The organism is Nonomuraea sp. SYSU D8015 (genome assembly GCF_008065375.1).
Lineage (GTDB): Bacteria > Actinomycetota > Actinomycetes > Streptosporangiales > Streptosporangiaceae > Nonomuraea.
Genome location: NZ_VJYI01000009.1, coordinates 90,922 through 105,526, shown reverse-complemented (window position 1 = coordinate 105,526; position 14,605 = coordinate 90,922). Strand labels below are relative to the sequence as shown.

The window sequence follows — 14,605 nt, the reverse complement described above, 5'->3', positions numbered from 1 at the left end:
GGGCGTCCGGCGGGTGCCGGGCGGGCCGGTCCGCACGCTGGGCCGCTTGTTCCTCCAGCGGTGCCCGGCCGCCCCCGATCCGCGCACGACCGGCAGTCTCCGGCGACCTGACCCGGGTCGCTCGGCGCGCGCATCCGCATCCGCGGATCGCGCCGGCCAGGGCGAGCCGTGGGCGGGCGTCAGTGCCAGAGGATGACCGTGCTGCCGGCAGGGCGTTCGTTGCCGGGCAGCGGCCGCTGGAACTGCACCACGCCCCGGTTGCCGAGCCGCTGCACCCGCACCTTGAACCCCAGCGCCTGCAGCTCCGACTGGGCGTCCCCGACGGTCTTGCCGATCACCCCCGGCACAATGCTGAACTGCTGATCGTCCCGAGCCTGGTTGTCGCCCCTGCCGAACCAGTCGAAGAAGTCCGTCTGGCAGCGGGCCACTGTGACCATGACCTGGGCGCCGCCGTCGACCTCGGACTTGGCCTTGGGCGTCTGGGCGATCACCGTACACGGCTCGGCGTCGTCGTCCACCTCCTGGACCTGCACCTGGAAGCCCTGCTGGGAGAGGTAGGCGGCCGCCTCGTCCTTCGGCATGCCGCTGACGTCGGGCATGACCAGACCGGCGCTCACGAAGATGTCGATCTTCGCGCCTTCCTTCACCTTCTCGCCCGCCCGCGGCGAGGTGCGGATCACCTTGTCGCGCTCGACCTCCGTGTTGGCCAGCCGCTTGACCGAGCCCACGGTCAGCCCGAGACCGGCGATCTTGACGCGGGCCTCGTCGCCGGTCAAGCCCGCGACAGGGGGCACGACCACCCGCTTGGGCCCGAGCGAGGGCACCAGCGTGATCGTCTCGCCCTCCGGGACCTCGGTGCCCTCCGCGGGGTCGGACCTCAGGACGAGGCCCTCCGCCGTGTTCTCGTCGTGCACGCCTGGGGCCATCTGGATCTTGAAGCCGTCCTGAACGGCGCTCTTCTCGGCCAAGGCCACGTCCTTGCCGACCAGCTTGGGGACGCGCACGTAGTCGGGCTGCGAGAAGAACCATCCCGTCAGCCCGACGGCGACCACCATCACGCCCGCAAGCGTCACCAGGAACCAGTTGGGCCGGAACCCGCGCCGCCGCGGCACCTCGACCCGCGGCTGGATCAGCGTGTGGCCCGGCGCGGCCTGAGGGACGGACGGGGCCGCGTGCACGGCCGTCCTGGCGTCCGGCTGGACGGGCGCGTGCGGGGCCGCGAGGGGCCCGTGCGGCGCCGTGAACGGCTGGGAGCGCGACATCGGCGGCGTGGTGTTCCGCGGCAGCATCCGGTGCGCGTCCACGGCCTCGACCAGCATGGCGGTCGCGTCCGCGGGACGGTCTGACGGCTCGCGCGCCGTCGCGTGCGCGACGAGCGTGTCGACCAGCGGCGGCACCTCGGGGACCAGGGACGACGGCGCCGGCACGGTGTCGTGGACGTGCCGGTACGCCACCGACATCGGAGTCTCGCCGTCGTACGGCTGCTGCCCGGTCACCAGCTCGAACAGCATGATGCCCGCGGCGTAGACGTCGCTGCGCACGTCGGCGGCGCCGGTCATGACCTGCTCGGGCGCCATGTAACCGATCGTGCCGATCATCACGCCGGTGCGGGTCTGGTTGGTCGCCTCGATGGCTCTGGCCAGGCCGAAGTCGACGACCTTGACCCGGCCGTCGTCGGTCATCAGGACGTTTTCCGGCTTCACGTCCCGGTGCACCATCCCGGCCTGGTGGGCCGCGCCGAGGGCGGCGAGCACCGGGATGAGGATCTCGAGCGCCTCTCGGGCCGGCAGCCGGCCGCGCTCGCGCAGGATGTCGCGCAGCGTCCGCCCCGGGACGTACTCCATCGACAGGTAGACGACGTCGTTGTCCGTGCCCTGGTCGAAGACGTGCACCACGTTGGGGTGGGAGAGACTGGCCACCGACTTCGCCTCGCCGATGAACCTCCTGACGAACGCCGGGTCCTCGGCGAGCGAGCGGTGCATGACCTTCAGCGCCACCGTCCGGTCGAGCCGGACGTCGAGCGCGAGGTAGACGGTCGCCATACCGCCCCGGGCGATCCGGCTCTCGATGCGGTAGCGCCCATCGAGGAGCCGCCCGACCAGGGGGTCCGCAGTCGTCGTGTCCACCCCGCTGAGTTTACGGGCGTTTTGCCACTGGCAGGGCCCCGCCGCCCGAAACCGATGCGGAGCCGTGCTCAGTGGAACGTGCCCAGATCCGCCGAAGCGGACATAGGCTCACCCACGTCACGGCGCCCCTCGGTTCCGGACGGCGCCAAGGCCGCCTCCCGGCCGCGGCCGTCACGGCGGCGCGGGCTCCCCGACGGTCACTCCCCGGGCGGTCAGGGCGTCATCGGGGAGGACGCCTCGGCGTAGCGGCGGCGTGGGATGCGGCCCGCCTGCCGCGCCAGCCGCCCCGCCACCACAGCCGACTTCATGGCCGCCGCCATGAGATCGGGCCGCTGCGCCCGGGTGACCGCCGTGGCCAGCAGCACGGCGTCGCAGCCCAGCTCCATCGCCAGCGCGGCGTCGCTGGCGGTGCCGATGCCCGCGTCGAGGATCACCGGCACCGAGGCGGCCTCCACGATCAGCTCGATGTTGTGCGGGTTGCGCACGCCCAGCCCCGAGCCGATCGGCGCGCCCAGGGGCATCACGGCCGCGCACCCGGCCTGCTCCAGCCGCCGTGCCAGCGCCGGATCGTCCCCGATGTACGGCAGCACCACGAACCCGTCCGCCACCAGCCGCTCGGCCGCGTCGAACGTCTCGATCGGGTCCGGCAGCAGCGTGCGCTCGTCGGCGATGACCTCCAGCTTGACCCAGTTCGTGCCGAGCGCCTCCCTGGCCAGGCGCGCCGTCAGCACGGCATCGCCCGCCGTGAAGCAGCCCGCCGTGTTCGGGAGCACCTTGATGTCCCGCTTGCGCAGCACGTCCAGTACGGAGCCGCGGGCGCCCGGGTCGAGCCGCCTCATGGCGACCGTGGTCAGCTCGGTGCCGGACGCGGCCAGCGCCTGGTCGAGCACCTCGAGGGAGGGCGCGCCGCCGGTCCCCATGATGAGCCGGGAGGAGAACTTCTCCCCGGCGATGATCAGATCATCCACCTTGCACCGCCGTAAGAACCTCCACGCGATCACTGTCGCGAAGCGCCGTCGTCTCCCAGGCGCTTCGCGTGACCACCTCGTCGTTCACCGCCACGGCCACCCCGGTGGTGGTCGCGGTCAACGTGCGTACGGCCTGCGCCACGGTCGTTCCGTCGGCGACCTCGTGCGCGGCCCCGTTGATCATGACAATCATGAGATTTCCCGAAACCTCCCCGGCGAGCACAACGCCGCCAGCTCACCCTCTTCACCGCTCACGCCCTCCGCGACCAGTGCCGCCGTGAGCGGCGAGAGCAGCACGCCGCCCCGGTGGTGCCCGGTGGCCAGCGAGAGCCCCGGCGTCCCGCTCGGGCCGATGATCGGCAGGTTGTCCGGCGTCCCCGGGCGCAGCCCCGCCACGACGTCGGCGACCTCCAGCTCGGTCACGCCCGGCACCAGCTCCCTGGCGTCGCGCAGCAGCTCGTAGAGCCCGCCCGCCGTGACCCTGGTGTCGAACCCCATCTCCTCCTGGGTGGCCCCCACCACCAGCTCGCCGTCGCCCCGGGGGACCAGGTAGACGTACGAGCCGTGGACGGTGCCGCGCACGCACCGGCTGAGCAGCGGACGCGGGGAACGCAACCGCATGATCTGCCCCTTGACCGGCCGCACCGGCACGTCGGCCAGCCCACCGCTCCAGGCCCCGGCCGCCAGGATCACCCGCTCCGCCCGGATCTCACCCGGCGGCTCAACCCCTCGCCACGGCGTCCCGGGCACGTCCGGCGGCTCCGCCTGTTGCCACGGCCCCCCAGGCCCTCCCGGCGGCTCCGCCTCTCGCCACGGCGTCTCGGGCGCGCCTGGCGGCCCCTGCCTGTGCGTCGGCCTCTCCGGTCCGCTGTGCGGCGGCTCCAGGCGTACCCCGACGACCCTGTCTGCCTCCCGCAGGAGCTCTGCGACGCGTGCCCGAACCACCGGCACCCGCAGGCGGTCGAGGGCGGCGAGCAGCGCCGCCGTCACGCGGCGCGGGTCCACCCAGGCGTCACCGGGCGCCAGCAGCCCGCCGCGCACCGAAGGGGCCAGCATGGGCTCCAGGCGGCGGCACTCGCGCCCGGTCAGCCGCTCGACCGGCAGCCCCAGCTTGTCCATGAACGCCGCCAGCTCGTCCAGCGCCGCCAGGTCGTCGGCCCCGAACGCCACGTCGAGCGTCCCATCGGCGCGTAGATCCAGCCCTCGCCGAGCGCCGTCCCCGATCTCCACCCCACCGAACAGCCCCAAGACCGCGTCCACCCCGGCGGCCCCTCCAGACGCGGCACGCCCGGCCCCGGCCCTGCCGACACCGCCTCCGGTCACGCCTGTGGGCACGTCAACACCGCCGCCGGGTCCGCCGGGAGCGAGCCCGATCCCGCCTGCGGGCACGCCTGCGCCACTCTCGCGCCCGTGAGCACCGCCCGGTGGCGAATCAGCGCCGCCATCGGGCCCGTCGGCACCGCCGGCCGGCACGCCGGTGGCGAGCACGGGCACATGGGCACTCTGTCCAGGACCACCGCCCCCTGCCCCCGCCACCGGCCCTTCGCCGTCGGAGGGAGACGCGCGCCCGCCGCCGCGGGCGCTCCCGGGGGGAGGAGGGCCGGTCGCCGTGCGGCCGGTATGGGCGGCGTGCTCGCCGGCGACGTGGCTCGCTGCGGACCGGGCGTCTTCGGCCCCTCCCGGGAGAGTCCCGACCGCGGTGAGGCCGGCGTCTTCGGCCAGTTCGGCGGCGAAGGAGGGCCAGCGGCGCAGCGAGGCCGTCCCCAGCCGCAGCAGCGGCGCCTCCGTGTAGGTCACCTCGCTGACCGGGGCCAGCATCCCCGCCGCCGCGTACGAGGCGCCCGAGGCCGGGGCCGGATCCACCACGGTGACCGGCCGCCCCGTCCGGGCCAGCCGCCAGGCGATGGAAAGCCCGATGATCCCGCCGCCTACGATCACGTCCACACTGCGCTCCCTTCGCCGGCATGATCCGGATCAGGTGTCTTGCGGTCGAAGGCCCGGTGAAGCCTTCCTCTCAGCCCGGTAACGGCCGGACTCCCGCGCGTCTCAACTCCACAGCCTACGGCCTCGGTGCGGAAGCCGGACACCGCCCCGGTTATGGTCTTGAACGTGGACCATGTCGTGGTGGTGGGAGCGGGCCTGGCGGGCATCCGCACGGTGGAGGCGCTGCGCGGGCGGGGATTCGGCGGCAGGATCACCCTGATCGGCCAGGAGCGGCATCGCCCCTACGATCGCCCGCCGCTGTCCAAGAGCGTGCTGTTCGGCGACGCCGACACCAGCTTCGTCGACACCGACCTCGACGCACTCGGGGTCTCCTTCCGCCCGGGCGTCGCCGCCAAGTCGCTGCGCGAGGGCGTCGTGGAGACGACCGAGGGCGAGATCCCCTACGACGGCCTGGTGATCGCCACCGGCGCCGACCCGATCAGGCTGCCCGGCGACGGCCCTCAGCACGTGCTGCGCACCCTCGACGACGCCCACGAGCTCAGGGCCGTGCTCGTGCCGGGCGCCAGGGTCGCGATCATCGGCGCCGGGTGGATCGGCGCCGAGGTGGCCACCGCCGCCCGCCGCGCCGGCTGCGCGGTCACGGTCATCGAGGCGGCCGCCACTCCGCTCGCGACCGCCGTCGGCACGGAGATCGGGGCCCGCACCCAGCACTGGTACGACGGCATCGACCTGCGCCTGGGCACCATGGTCCGCTCCGTCGACGAGGGCGGCGTGCAGCTGGTGGACGGTGAGTTCGTCGAGGCCCACGTGGTGGTCACCGGCATCGGCGTGCGCCCGGCCGTCGAATGGCTGGCCGACGCCGACCTCGACCTGCACAACGGCGTCGTCGTCGACGAGCACCTGCGCGCCTCGCTGCCCCACACCGTCGCCGTCGGCGACTGCGCCGCCTGGTGGTCGCGCCGCTTCCAGACCAGGCTGAGGGTCGAGCACTGGGACACCGCGCTCAACGCCCCCGAGGTCGCCGCCGCGACCCTGCTGGGGGAGGAGGCGGTGTACGACCCGGTGCCGTACTTCTGGTCCGAGCAGTTCGGGCACATGGTCCAGTACGCCGGGCACCACCCGTCGGGCGAGCGCCTCCTCTACCGCGGCGACCCGGAGGGCAAGTGGTCGGCCGTCTGGCTCACGGCCGGCGACACGCTCGCCGCGGTGCTCGCCGTGGATCGGCCGCGGGATCTCGTACAGGGGCGCAGAATCATCGACGCCGGCCACCGTCTCGACGCGGAACGCCTGGTAGATCCAGAAGTACCCCTACGAGATTGTGTTGTTTGAGCAAGCACGGCATGTGGTAGTTGTGGTTTCGTGACGCTTTCTGTTGCACAGATCGACCGGGAGACCGAGCAGCTCGTCGACGAGTGGCTCACGCTCCCCGAAGTGGCCCAGCGCCTCGACCTTCCGATCGGGCGGGCCAAGCAACTTCTCAAGGACCACAAGCTCCTCGGCGTGCGCCGGGAAGGGAGCGGCGCGCCGCAGGTGCCCGCGGTGTTCCTCGACGGAAAGGAAGTGATGAAGGGCCTGCCCGGCACACTGACCGTGTTGCAGGACGCCGGCTACGACGATGTCGAGTCGCTGCGCTGGCTCTTCACCCCTGACGACTCGCTGCCCGGATCGCCCATCGAGGCGATCAAGGCCGGCCGTCACACCGAGGTCAAGCGGCGTGCCCAAGCCCTCGCTTTCTGAGGCGCGCCTCTATCTCTGCACGGACGGCCGCCGCGACCGCGGCGACCTCGCGCAGTTCCTGGACGCGGTGCTGGCCGGGGGCGTGGACATCATCCAGCTGCGGGAGAAGGGCCTGGAGGCCCGCGAAGAACTCGCGCTCCTCGAAGTCTTCCGCGACGCCTGCGACCGGCACGGCAAGCTGCTCGCCGTCAACGACCGGGCGGACATCGCCTACGCCGCCCGGCCCGACGTGCTCCACCTGGGGCAGGACGACCTTCCCGTGGCGGTCGCGCGAGAGATACTCGGCGACGACATCGTCATCGGGCGGTCCACCCACTCCGCCGCCGAGGCTTCCGCCGCGGCGGTGGAGGAGGGCGTCGACTACTTCTGCTGCGGCCCCATCTGGCCCACGCCGACCAAACCCGGTCGTCCCGCCCCCGGTCCGTCGCTGCTGCGGCACGCGGCGTCGCTGGGGACGTCGCGGCCGTGGTTCGGGATCGGCGGCATCGACCTCGGCAACCTGGACGAGGTCATGTCGTACGGAGTGAGCCGGGTCGTGGTGGTCCGCGCGATCACCGACGCCGACGACCCCGGTGCGGCCGCCGCCGAATTCGCCAAACGCCTGTCCACCGCCACCGGCTGACGGCGCCTCCGCCGACCGGAGGCGCCTGCTCACCGCCGCACCGGCTGACCAGCCCGCCCGCGGTCCCCGACACCCGCTGAACGCGACGCCTGAGGACTGCGGCGCCTCCCGACCGGAGCGCCTGGGGACCGGAGCGCCTGGGGACCGGAGGCGCCTGCTGACGGTCGCGGTTGCACGCTGCGCCGCCTGCTGACCAATGTGCCCCTACCGCGACGCCTGGGCCGGGGCGCCCGGTGACTGCGGTGTCCGCGGCCGAGGTGTTCGGCGGCCGTGGCGTCCAGTGTCGGGTGCTCGAGGTGTTCGGCGGCCATGGAAGTCCTTGACCGCGCCGTCGGCCGAGCCGGGCGCCGAGGCCGGCGGTTCGCCCCCGCCTGTGTTGCCGGTCGAGGGCGAGCGGCGCGGCCAGCCGCGGCGACGGCGAGGTTCAGGTCTTGCGGGAGGTGGCCGCGATGGCGAGCTCGGTCAGGGCCGTGCGGGCCTCGGATGTGACGGGGGCCTCGTCGAGGGCGGCCAGGGCCTGGCCGAGGTAGTCGGCGATCAGGTCCTCGCACTCCTCCAGCGCCCCCGTGTCCTCGATGATCCGCCGCAGCGTGGTCACCCCATGCTCGTCCAGCCCCGGATCCCCCAGCAGCCGCCGTACGGTCTCCGCGTCCCCGGGCGAGGCGGCCGCGAGCGTGCGTGCCACGAGCATCGTCCGCTTGCCCTCCCGCAGATCGTCCCCAGCGGGCTTGCCGGTCTGCGCCGGGTCGCCGAACACGCCCAGGATGTCGTCACGCAGCTGGAACGCGATCCCCACCCGCCTGCCGTACCCGGTGCACAGCTCGTCCATCCACGGCTTCAGCTCCCGGGCGGCGAGCACGAGGCCCAGCCTGAGCGGCTGCTCCACCGAGTATTTCCCGCTCTTGAACAGCGCCACCCGCAGCGCCGACTCGAAGGTGTTCTCCCCGTGCGCCTGCTCCAGCAGGTCGAGGTACTGCCCGCACATCAGCTCCGTGCGCATGTGGTCGTGCACGGGCTGGGCCGCCTCCAGGGCCTCGGGCGGAAGGCCGCTGTTGCGCCACATCTGGCCCGACCAGATCAGCAGCAGGTTGCCCAGCAGGATCGCCGCGCCCTCGCCGAACTGCTCGGCCGAGCCGTGCCAGCCCGCCTTCTCGTGCATCGCCTGGAACCGGCGGTGCGCGGCAGGCATGCCCCTGCGCAGGTCGCTCTTGTCCATCACGTCGTCGTGCACCAGCGCGCTTGCCTGCAGCAGCTCCAGCGAGGCCGCCGCGGTGAAGATCTCGGGAACGTCCGTGCCGCCCGCTCCGCGCCAGCCCCAGTAGCAGAACGCGGGCCGCAGCCGCTTGCCGCCGGCCAGCAGCTCCTCGGCGGCCGTGCGCAGCGGCTCCAGGTCGGGGTCGCCGGGGCCGGGGAGCTGCCGTTCGACGAACTCGCCCAGGGCGCGCTCCACTTGCGTGCGCAGGGCGTCCATCCTCGCGGCGTCAGTGGTCATGCCTTGAGACTAGTGGCCGGGCGAACACGCTCCGATCCCGGCTCATATTGAGCCACTGGGCGCATCGGCGGCCACGAGTCTCCCAGCGACTCGCTGTAGCGTCTTCGGTTCTCTGGGTTCACGTCAATGAAGCGGACCTCGGCGTGATCTCGTCGCACGCGACCGGGGTCGGCGATCCGATGGAAGCCCGGGCCGCGTCCGTCCGGCGAGCCGGGCGGACCGTGGCTGAGAACCGCGTCGGGGACCGGATGTCGGCCGGACACTCGGTTGCGACATAGAGTTACCTCACGATTACCATTGTCGCAACCTGTGGGACGAGGAGAATCCAGCCAACAGTTCCACGGGTGACCACCGGGGCGCATGGCGAGCGCCGGCGACTGCCGTACCCTTGGGACCATGGCTCTTGGTCGACCGTCTATCCGGCCCGATCGTGTTCCCACCGTCCGCGAGATGCTCGCCGCCGGTGGCCGCACGTTCTCGTTCGAGTTCTTCCCTCCGAAGACCGACGAGGGCGAGCGGCAGCTGTGGCGGGCGATCAGGGAGCTGGAGTCGCTGCGGCCGACGTTCGTGTCGGTGACGTACGGCGCCGGCGGCTCGACCCGGGACCGCACGGTCGGCATCGTGGAGCGGATCGCCCACGACACCACGCTCACGCCCGTGGCGCACTTCACGGCGGTCAACCACTCGATCCGCGAGCTGCGCCACCTGGTCGGCCGCCTGGCCGACGCCGGGGTGCGCAACATCCTGGCGGTTCGCGGCGACCCTCCTGGCGACCCGACCGCCGAGTGGATCAAGCACCCCGAGGGCGTCCTCTACGCCGAGGAGCTGGTGCGGCTGATCCGGCAGGCGGGCGACTTCTGCGTCGGCGTGGCCGCGTTCCCCTACAAGCACCCGCGTTCGCCGTCCATCGAGTCCGACACCGAATACTTCGTCCGCAAGTGCCGCGCCGGGGCGGACTATGCGATCACGCAGATGTTCTTCCGGGCGGAGGACTACCTGCGGCTGCGGGACCGGGTGGCGGCCAAGGGGTGCGACACGCCGATCATCCCGTGCATCATGCCGGTGACGCAGATGAGCACGATCGCGCGGTCCGAGCAGCTGTCGGGGGCGCCGTTCCCGGCGGAGGTGGCGGCGCGCTTCGAGGAGGTCGCCGACGATCCGGCCGCGGTGCGGCGGCTCGGCATCGACCACGGGGCCGAGCTGTGCCGGCGGCTGCTGGACGAGGGCGCGCCGGGGATCCACTTCATCACCTTCAACCGCTCCAGCGCGTCCCGCGAGGTGTTCCAGCGTCTCGACGGGGTGGCGGTTTCCGCCGGGTCGAAACCATCATTCGTTACGGCCGGCCAAGGTCACCCAGACGCCGACCGGGGCTGAGGGCCTCCAGGGAGACGGTTTCTGACCCCGCACGGGGCCGGGCGCCGTGACGACGTTCAGGTGGGCCGTGAAAGTGGTCCGAGGCGTCGGTCCGTCACCCGTCGGCAGTCCGACGCGCCGGCCCGTCGCCCCGCCGAGCAGTTCGGCGTGCCGGCTTGTCGCCCTGCTCACTCCCGCGGGCGTGCTTGGCCGACCAGGCGCTGCGGTCCCGCGTACGTCCGTCGTATGCCGGTGGCGGCCAGGGCGTCGTGGCGCGCGGGCGGCGGGTTCGCCTGTCTCGGCCCGGGGTGGAGGTCTCCAGCCGACCGGGGGCTGAGGGCGTCCAGGCGGACGCTCTCCGGCCGCGCACGGGTCAGGCGTCGTCACGACGTGAGATGGGCCTTGAAAGTGGTCCGACGGGGTGGCCCGCCACCCGCCCGCAGGGGGACCGGGCGGGTGACGGGCAGGGGATGGTTGTCGGTAGGTAAACGAGCGAACACTTTCCGTAATGGAACGTGCCCGCGGTCATGCGGGCGCAAACCCGAGAGTCATATCACGCCAAGGGAAGCGGGCGGCCCGCGATCACGTACTCCTCGAAGCCGCCCGGGAAGACGAACCTGGTCAGCAGGTCCCTGAAACCCATGCTGGCGTAGAGGCGGCGGGCGGCCGTGGGCCGGTCGTGGGTGGACAGGACGGCCGTGCGCTCGCGGCGGCCCGCGCACAGCGTCCGGATCATGGCTCGGCCGATGCCCTTGCTCTGGTAGTCGGGATGGACGTGGATCTCGGCGAGCTCGAACGCGTTGCCCAGCCAGGCGTTCGCGACCTCCCGGCCGGACTGCTCGGCGAGCGCCCTGAGCACCACGTCGTGCCACCACTGCCCGGGCGCGCCGTGGAATCCATACGCGAAGCCCACGATCTGAGGTTTTTCGGAAACGCCCGGGGCAGGGGACGAATCGCGCAATTCTGCGAAATAACACTGAAAAAAGGGATATGTCGCATGATTTCGCATGATGGTCTTGCGGCCGGTGATCTGCTCCTGGGGCGGGTTCATCGCTGCCGTGTAAATGTCGATCACCGTCTCCAGCCGCTCGGTGAACTCGGCCGGCCCCGCTCCGCGAAACTCGATCACCCGACGCACACTACTCGACGTCCACGGGGGTGCCCCCGGTGATGCGCACGAGCTCGTCGAAGGTGGTCGGGAACACCGTGTGCGGATGTCCCCCGGCCGCCCACACCACCTCGTGCTTGCTCAGCCAGTTGTCCACCAGGGTCGGCACCGGCGCCGGGTGCCCGACGGGGGCGACGCCGCCGATGGGCTGGCCGGTGGCCGCCCGGACGAACTCGGGGGTCGCGCGGCGCACCTTCTCCGCGCCCGCCGTGCGGGCGATGAGCCCGGTGTCCACCCGGTGCGCCCCGCTCGTCAGCACCAGCAGCGGCGCGCCGTCGGCGTCGAAGATCAGGCTGTTGGCGATCGCTCCGACCTCGCAACACAGCTGGGCGGCGGCCGTCGCCGCCGTGGGCGCCTTCTCGGGCAGGACGACAATCTCGCCGGTCACCCCGAGCTCGCGCAGAGCGGATTCCACGACGACGGCCTGTCCCGGCAACTTCTCAGACATGGAGACACTCTAAACAGGTTGACCGCTTGATTACCCATTCGTGGTGACTGGTGTAGGGTCCTTTGATCTGGTGTTCGATGGCGTGAGAGGTGATACGGGTGGGGGCTCGACGGCTGCCCGGGATGGCTGCTCTGCTGACGGCTGGCGCCGTCGCACTCTCGGGCTGCGGGACACAGGCGACGCAACGCCCGCAGGCGTCGCCTGTCATCACCGCGGCGGTCCCGGTCGCCACACAGACCGCCCCGGCCGGTGGCCGGTCCGCCCCGGCCGGTGGCCGGTCCGTCCCGGCCGCCGAGACCGTCACCGCGCCGCGCAAGACGCTCAAGCTGGGCGCCAAGGGCGAGGCCGTCACGTGGCTGCAGAAGCGGCTGACCGAGCTGGGCTACCGCCCCGGCAGGGCCGACGGGCGATACGGCGGCACGACGCTGGCCGCCGTGTGGGCGTTCCAGAAGGTCAACGGCATCAGGCCGACCAGCACGATCGCCAAGCGCACGTGGGAGGCCCTGGAGACCCCGAAGGCTCCCAAGGTGCTGGTCAAGAACGGCAGCCCGACCCGCGCCGAGGTCAACCTGACCAAGCAGATCATGGTCATGTACATCGACGGCCAGGCCAGGCTGATCACCCACATCTCGTCCGGCAGCGGGGTCCCCTACTGCGAGACCACCGTGTGGCAGGGCAAGGAGCAGCGCTTCTGCGGCTCGGCCCGCACGCCGACGGGCAACTACAAGACCACCTGGCGCAAGAGCGGCTGGCACAAGTCCTACCTCGGGGAGCTCTACAACCCGATCTTCTTCAACGGCGGCATCGCCTTCCACGGCGCGCTGTCGGTGCCGCTCTATCCGGCCTCCCACGGGTGCGTGCGCATGCCGATGAACGTGGCCGAGGTGCTGCCCGGCATGCTCGGCAAGGGCGTCCCGGTCCACGTCCGGGGTGCGTTCAAACGCCCCTGAAGCCTCTGACATAACGCCCGCATAACCGGATCGCGTGACGGGCGGGTTATGGATCTCTTGCTGGACTCCCTCCTGACTTCGGGAGGGATCCATGACGACGCTGTCCATGGCCCGCGTGCCGGAAAGCGCGCTGCGGGAGGAGCAGGGACGGCCCCGGCGGCTGTGGTGGCTGCTGGCGGTGGGGTGGGCCGTGCACGTGGCGCTGCGGCTGTGGTTGTACCGGTACCACGCGGGGCCGGTGGCGAACCCGGACGAGACCGGCTATCTGCTGGCCGCGCGGTGGCTGGCGGGCGGTCCGGGCGCGGACCTGAGCGGCTCGACCTTCTACCAGGGCGGGTACGCCTTGCTGCTGGTCCCGGTCTTCTGGGTGACGTCCGATCCGGCGGTGGCGTACCGGATGGTGGTCGTGGCGGGGTCGGTGGCGGCGGCGGGCGCGTTCCCGCTGGCCTACGCGCTGCTACGGCGCCTGGCGCTCGGGTGGCGGGCGGCGCTGGTCATGGCGTTCGCGGCGGGGCTTTCCCCGGCGTTGCTGGTGTTCGCCGGGCTGGCGCTGGCCGACGCGATCCTGCCGGTCCTCGTGCTGGCCTGGCTGATCGCGGTGCACGACCTGGCCGCGCGCGGCTCGGTGAGCGCCGGGGCGGCGGCGGGGGCACTGGCGGGGTACGCGACGGCGGTGCACCTGCGCGGGATGGTCGTCCTCGCGGTGTGCGCGCTGGTCGTCGGGGCGCTGATCCGGCGGGTGCCGCGCGCGGCCGCCGTCGCGGCGCTGGGCGCAGCGGGCCTGACGGTGCTGGCGGGGCAGGCCCTCAACGGGGCTCTGGCGGCCGCTCTCTACCCGCGCGGGGCGCGTGACCTGTCCGGGATGCTCGCCGACCGGCTGACGAGCCTCGACGGGCAGGCGTGGGCGCTGTCGGGGGCGGCCGGGCAGTTCTGGTACCTGATCGCCGCCACGTGGGGGCTGGCGGGCGTCGGCCTGGCGGGCGCGGCGGTCGTGCTCTTACGCCGGTCCGCGCCGCTCCCGCAGCGCGTGCTCGCTGGTGCGCTGCTGGCCACCACCCTCGGCATCGCGTACGCCTCGTCGGCCGCGCTGCCGGACGAGCACCGGGTCGGCAACTACGCCTACGGCCGCTATCTGGCCTGCGTCGCGGTGGCCTGGACGCTGGCCGGGCTGATCGTGCTGGTCCGATGCGGGCGGCTCGCGGTGGCGCGGCACGCGCTGGCCGCCGCGGGGCTGCTGGCCGTGACGGGCGGCGCGGCCGCCTGGTACGCGGGGGACCGGCTGGAGCGTTATGCCTTCATCGCGTTCGACTTCCCTGAGGTGATCTTCCTGAGCGGCGTGCGGGACGCGCTCGACATGCCCGCGGCCTCCTCCGCCGCCCTCGTCATCCTGGGCTGCCTGACCGCTCCCGCCGTGCTCCTCGCCCGCCGCGGCAGGCCGCTCGTCGTGGGCGTGCTGGTGATGATCGACGTCGCGTTCACCGTGCACCTGGCGCCCGCGACCCCGCCGGCGTCGGGTCGCGACTGGCTGCCCGCGCCGCCTCCCGGACAGGTGGCCGTCGATCGGCGGGTGAAGTGGAACGTGTGGGTGCCGCTGTCGTACCGGGTGTGGTGGAGCCGGGTGGAGCTCTACGACCGCACGCCCCCGCCCGGCGCCTGCACCGCGATCGTCCCGCCCGACGCGGGCCCGCCGCCGGCCGGCTGGACCGCGACCGGCGAGGGCGGCGTCCGGGAGGGCTGGACGAGCTGGTCGAATCCGAACTGCCGGTAGCCGGTGCCCGGGCCCGCTCCGCGGCCTTC

13 protein-coding genes, 1 pseudogene and 1 riboswitch are annotated in these 14,605 nt (G+C 72.7%); of the genes and pseudogenes, 6 read left to right on the top strand and 8 right to left on the bottom strand.

Annotated elements, in window-relative coordinates:
* Window positions 1-179 precede the first annotated feature (179 nt).
* From pknB to ID574_RS32655, 5 genes and pseudogenes are all read right to left on the bottom strand, one after another.
* Window positions 180-2,126, bottom strand: coding sequence for a Stk1 family PASTA domain-containing Ser/Thr kinase (gene pknB / locus ID574_RS32680; RefSeq protein ID WP_188192839.1), 1,947 nt, complete (start codon window positions 2,124-2,126; stop codon window positions 180-182).
* Window positions 2,127-2,338: 212 nt separating this feature from the next.
* On the bottom strand, window positions 2,339-3,127 hold the full coding sequence (locus ID574_RS32675) for a thiazole synthase (RefSeq protein ID WP_270094311.1): 789 nt from the start codon (window positions 3,125-3,127) through the stop codon (window positions 2,339-2,341).
* Window positions 3,087-3,278 carry a sulfur carrier protein ThiS gene (thiS, locus tag ID574_RS32670; RefSeq protein WP_442939342.1) on the bottom strand — a complete coding sequence of 64 codons (192 nt, stop codon included), beginning with the start codon at window positions 3,276-3,278 and terminating at the stop codon, window positions 3,087-3,089. The genes ID574_RS32675 and thiS overlap by 41 nt, the downstream gene beginning before the upstream one ends.
* A gap of 5 nt (window positions 3,279-3,283) precedes the next feature.
* Complete coding sequence (locus ID574_RS62970) at window positions 3,284-4,354, bottom strand: FAD-dependent oxidoreductase (RefSeq protein ID WP_442939351.1); 1,071 nt, start codon at window positions 4,352-4,354, stop codon at window positions 3,284-3,286.
* A gap of 402 nt (window positions 4,355-4,756) precedes the next feature.
* Window positions 4,757-5,032 (bottom strand): annotated as a pseudogene (locus ID574_RS32655) (FAD-dependent oxidoreductase); the annotation flags it as partial.
* A riboswitch (TPP riboswitch) is annotated at window positions 5,029-5,145 on the bottom strand. (Overlaps the previous pseudogene by 4 nt.)
* A 58-nt stretch (window positions 5,146-5,203) precedes the next feature.
* Between ID574_RS32655 and ID574_RS32650 the strand changes: the two are divergent.
* From ID574_RS32650 to thiE, 3 genes are read left to right on the top strand one after another with little or no spacing between them, the layout of a single operon-like run.
* On the top strand, window positions 5,204-6,367 hold the full coding sequence (locus tag ID574_RS32650) for an NAD(P)/FAD-dependent oxidoreductase (RefSeq protein ID WP_223167296.1): 1,164 nt from the start codon (window positions 5,204-5,206) through the stop codon (window positions 6,365-6,367).
* 30 nt (window positions 6,368-6,397) lie between these two features.
* Entirely contained in the window at window positions 6,398-6,775 is a 378-nt protein-coding gene (locus ID574_RS32645; protein WP_188192835.1) for an Rv2175c family DNA-binding protein, read from the top strand.
* Entirely contained in the window at window positions 6,753-7,397 is a 645-nt protein-coding gene (gene thiE, locus ID574_RS32640) for a thiamine phosphate synthase (RefSeq protein WP_188192834.1), read from the top strand. The genes ID574_RS32645 and thiE overlap by 23 nt, the downstream gene beginning before the upstream one ends.
* 424 nt (window positions 7,398-7,821) lie before the next feature.
* Here thiE and ID574_RS32635 read toward each other — a convergent pair whose 3' ends face one another.
* The gene (locus tag ID574_RS32635; RefSeq protein ID WP_188192833.1) at window positions 7,822-8,889 is read right to left on the bottom strand and encodes a polyprenyl synthetase family protein; all 1,068 of its coding nucleotides are present in this window, start codon (window positions 8,887-8,889) and stop codon (window positions 7,822-7,824) included.
* 450 nt (window positions 8,890-9,339) lie between these two features.
* Between ID574_RS32635 and metF the strand changes: the two genes are divergently transcribed.
* Window positions 9,340-10,263 carry a methylenetetrahydrofolate reductase [NAD(P)H] gene (metF, locus tag ID574_RS32630; protein WP_262496078.1) on the top strand — a complete coding sequence of 308 codons (924 nt, stop codon included), beginning with the start codon at window positions 9,340-9,342 and terminating at the stop codon, window positions 10,261-10,263.
* A 532-nt stretch (window positions 10,264-10,795) separates the two neighbouring features.
* Here metF and ID574_RS32625 read toward each other — a convergent pair.
* Both ID574_RS32625 and ID574_RS32620 read right to left on the bottom strand, forming a co-directional pair.
* A complete protein-coding gene (locus tag ID574_RS32625; protein ID WP_223167344.1) occupies window positions 10,796-11,251 on the bottom strand; it encodes a GNAT family N-acetyltransferase in 456 nt (151 codons plus the stop codon).
* Window positions 11,252-11,381: 130 nt separating this feature from the next.
* Complete coding sequence (locus tag ID574_RS32620; RefSeq protein ID WP_188192830.1) at window positions 11,382-11,858, bottom strand: YbaK/EbsC family protein; 477 nt, start codon at window positions 11,856-11,858, stop codon at window positions 11,382-11,384.
* Window positions 11,859-11,956: 98 nt separating this feature from the next.
* Between ID574_RS32620 and ID574_RS32615 the strand changes: the two genes are divergently transcribed.
* Complete coding sequence (locus ID574_RS32615; RefSeq protein WP_223167295.1) at window positions 11,957-12,808, top strand: L,D-transpeptidase family protein; 852 nt, start codon at window positions 11,957-11,959, stop codon at window positions 12,806-12,808.
* Window positions 12,809-12,899: 91 nt separating this feature from the next.
* Window positions 12,900-14,576 (top strand): hypothetical protein, encoded by a 1,677-nt coding sequence (locus ID574_RS32610; protein ID WP_188192829.1) that lies wholly within the window; start codon window positions 12,900-12,902, stop codon window positions 14,574-14,576.
* Window positions 14,577-14,605: the final 29 nt, after the last annotated feature.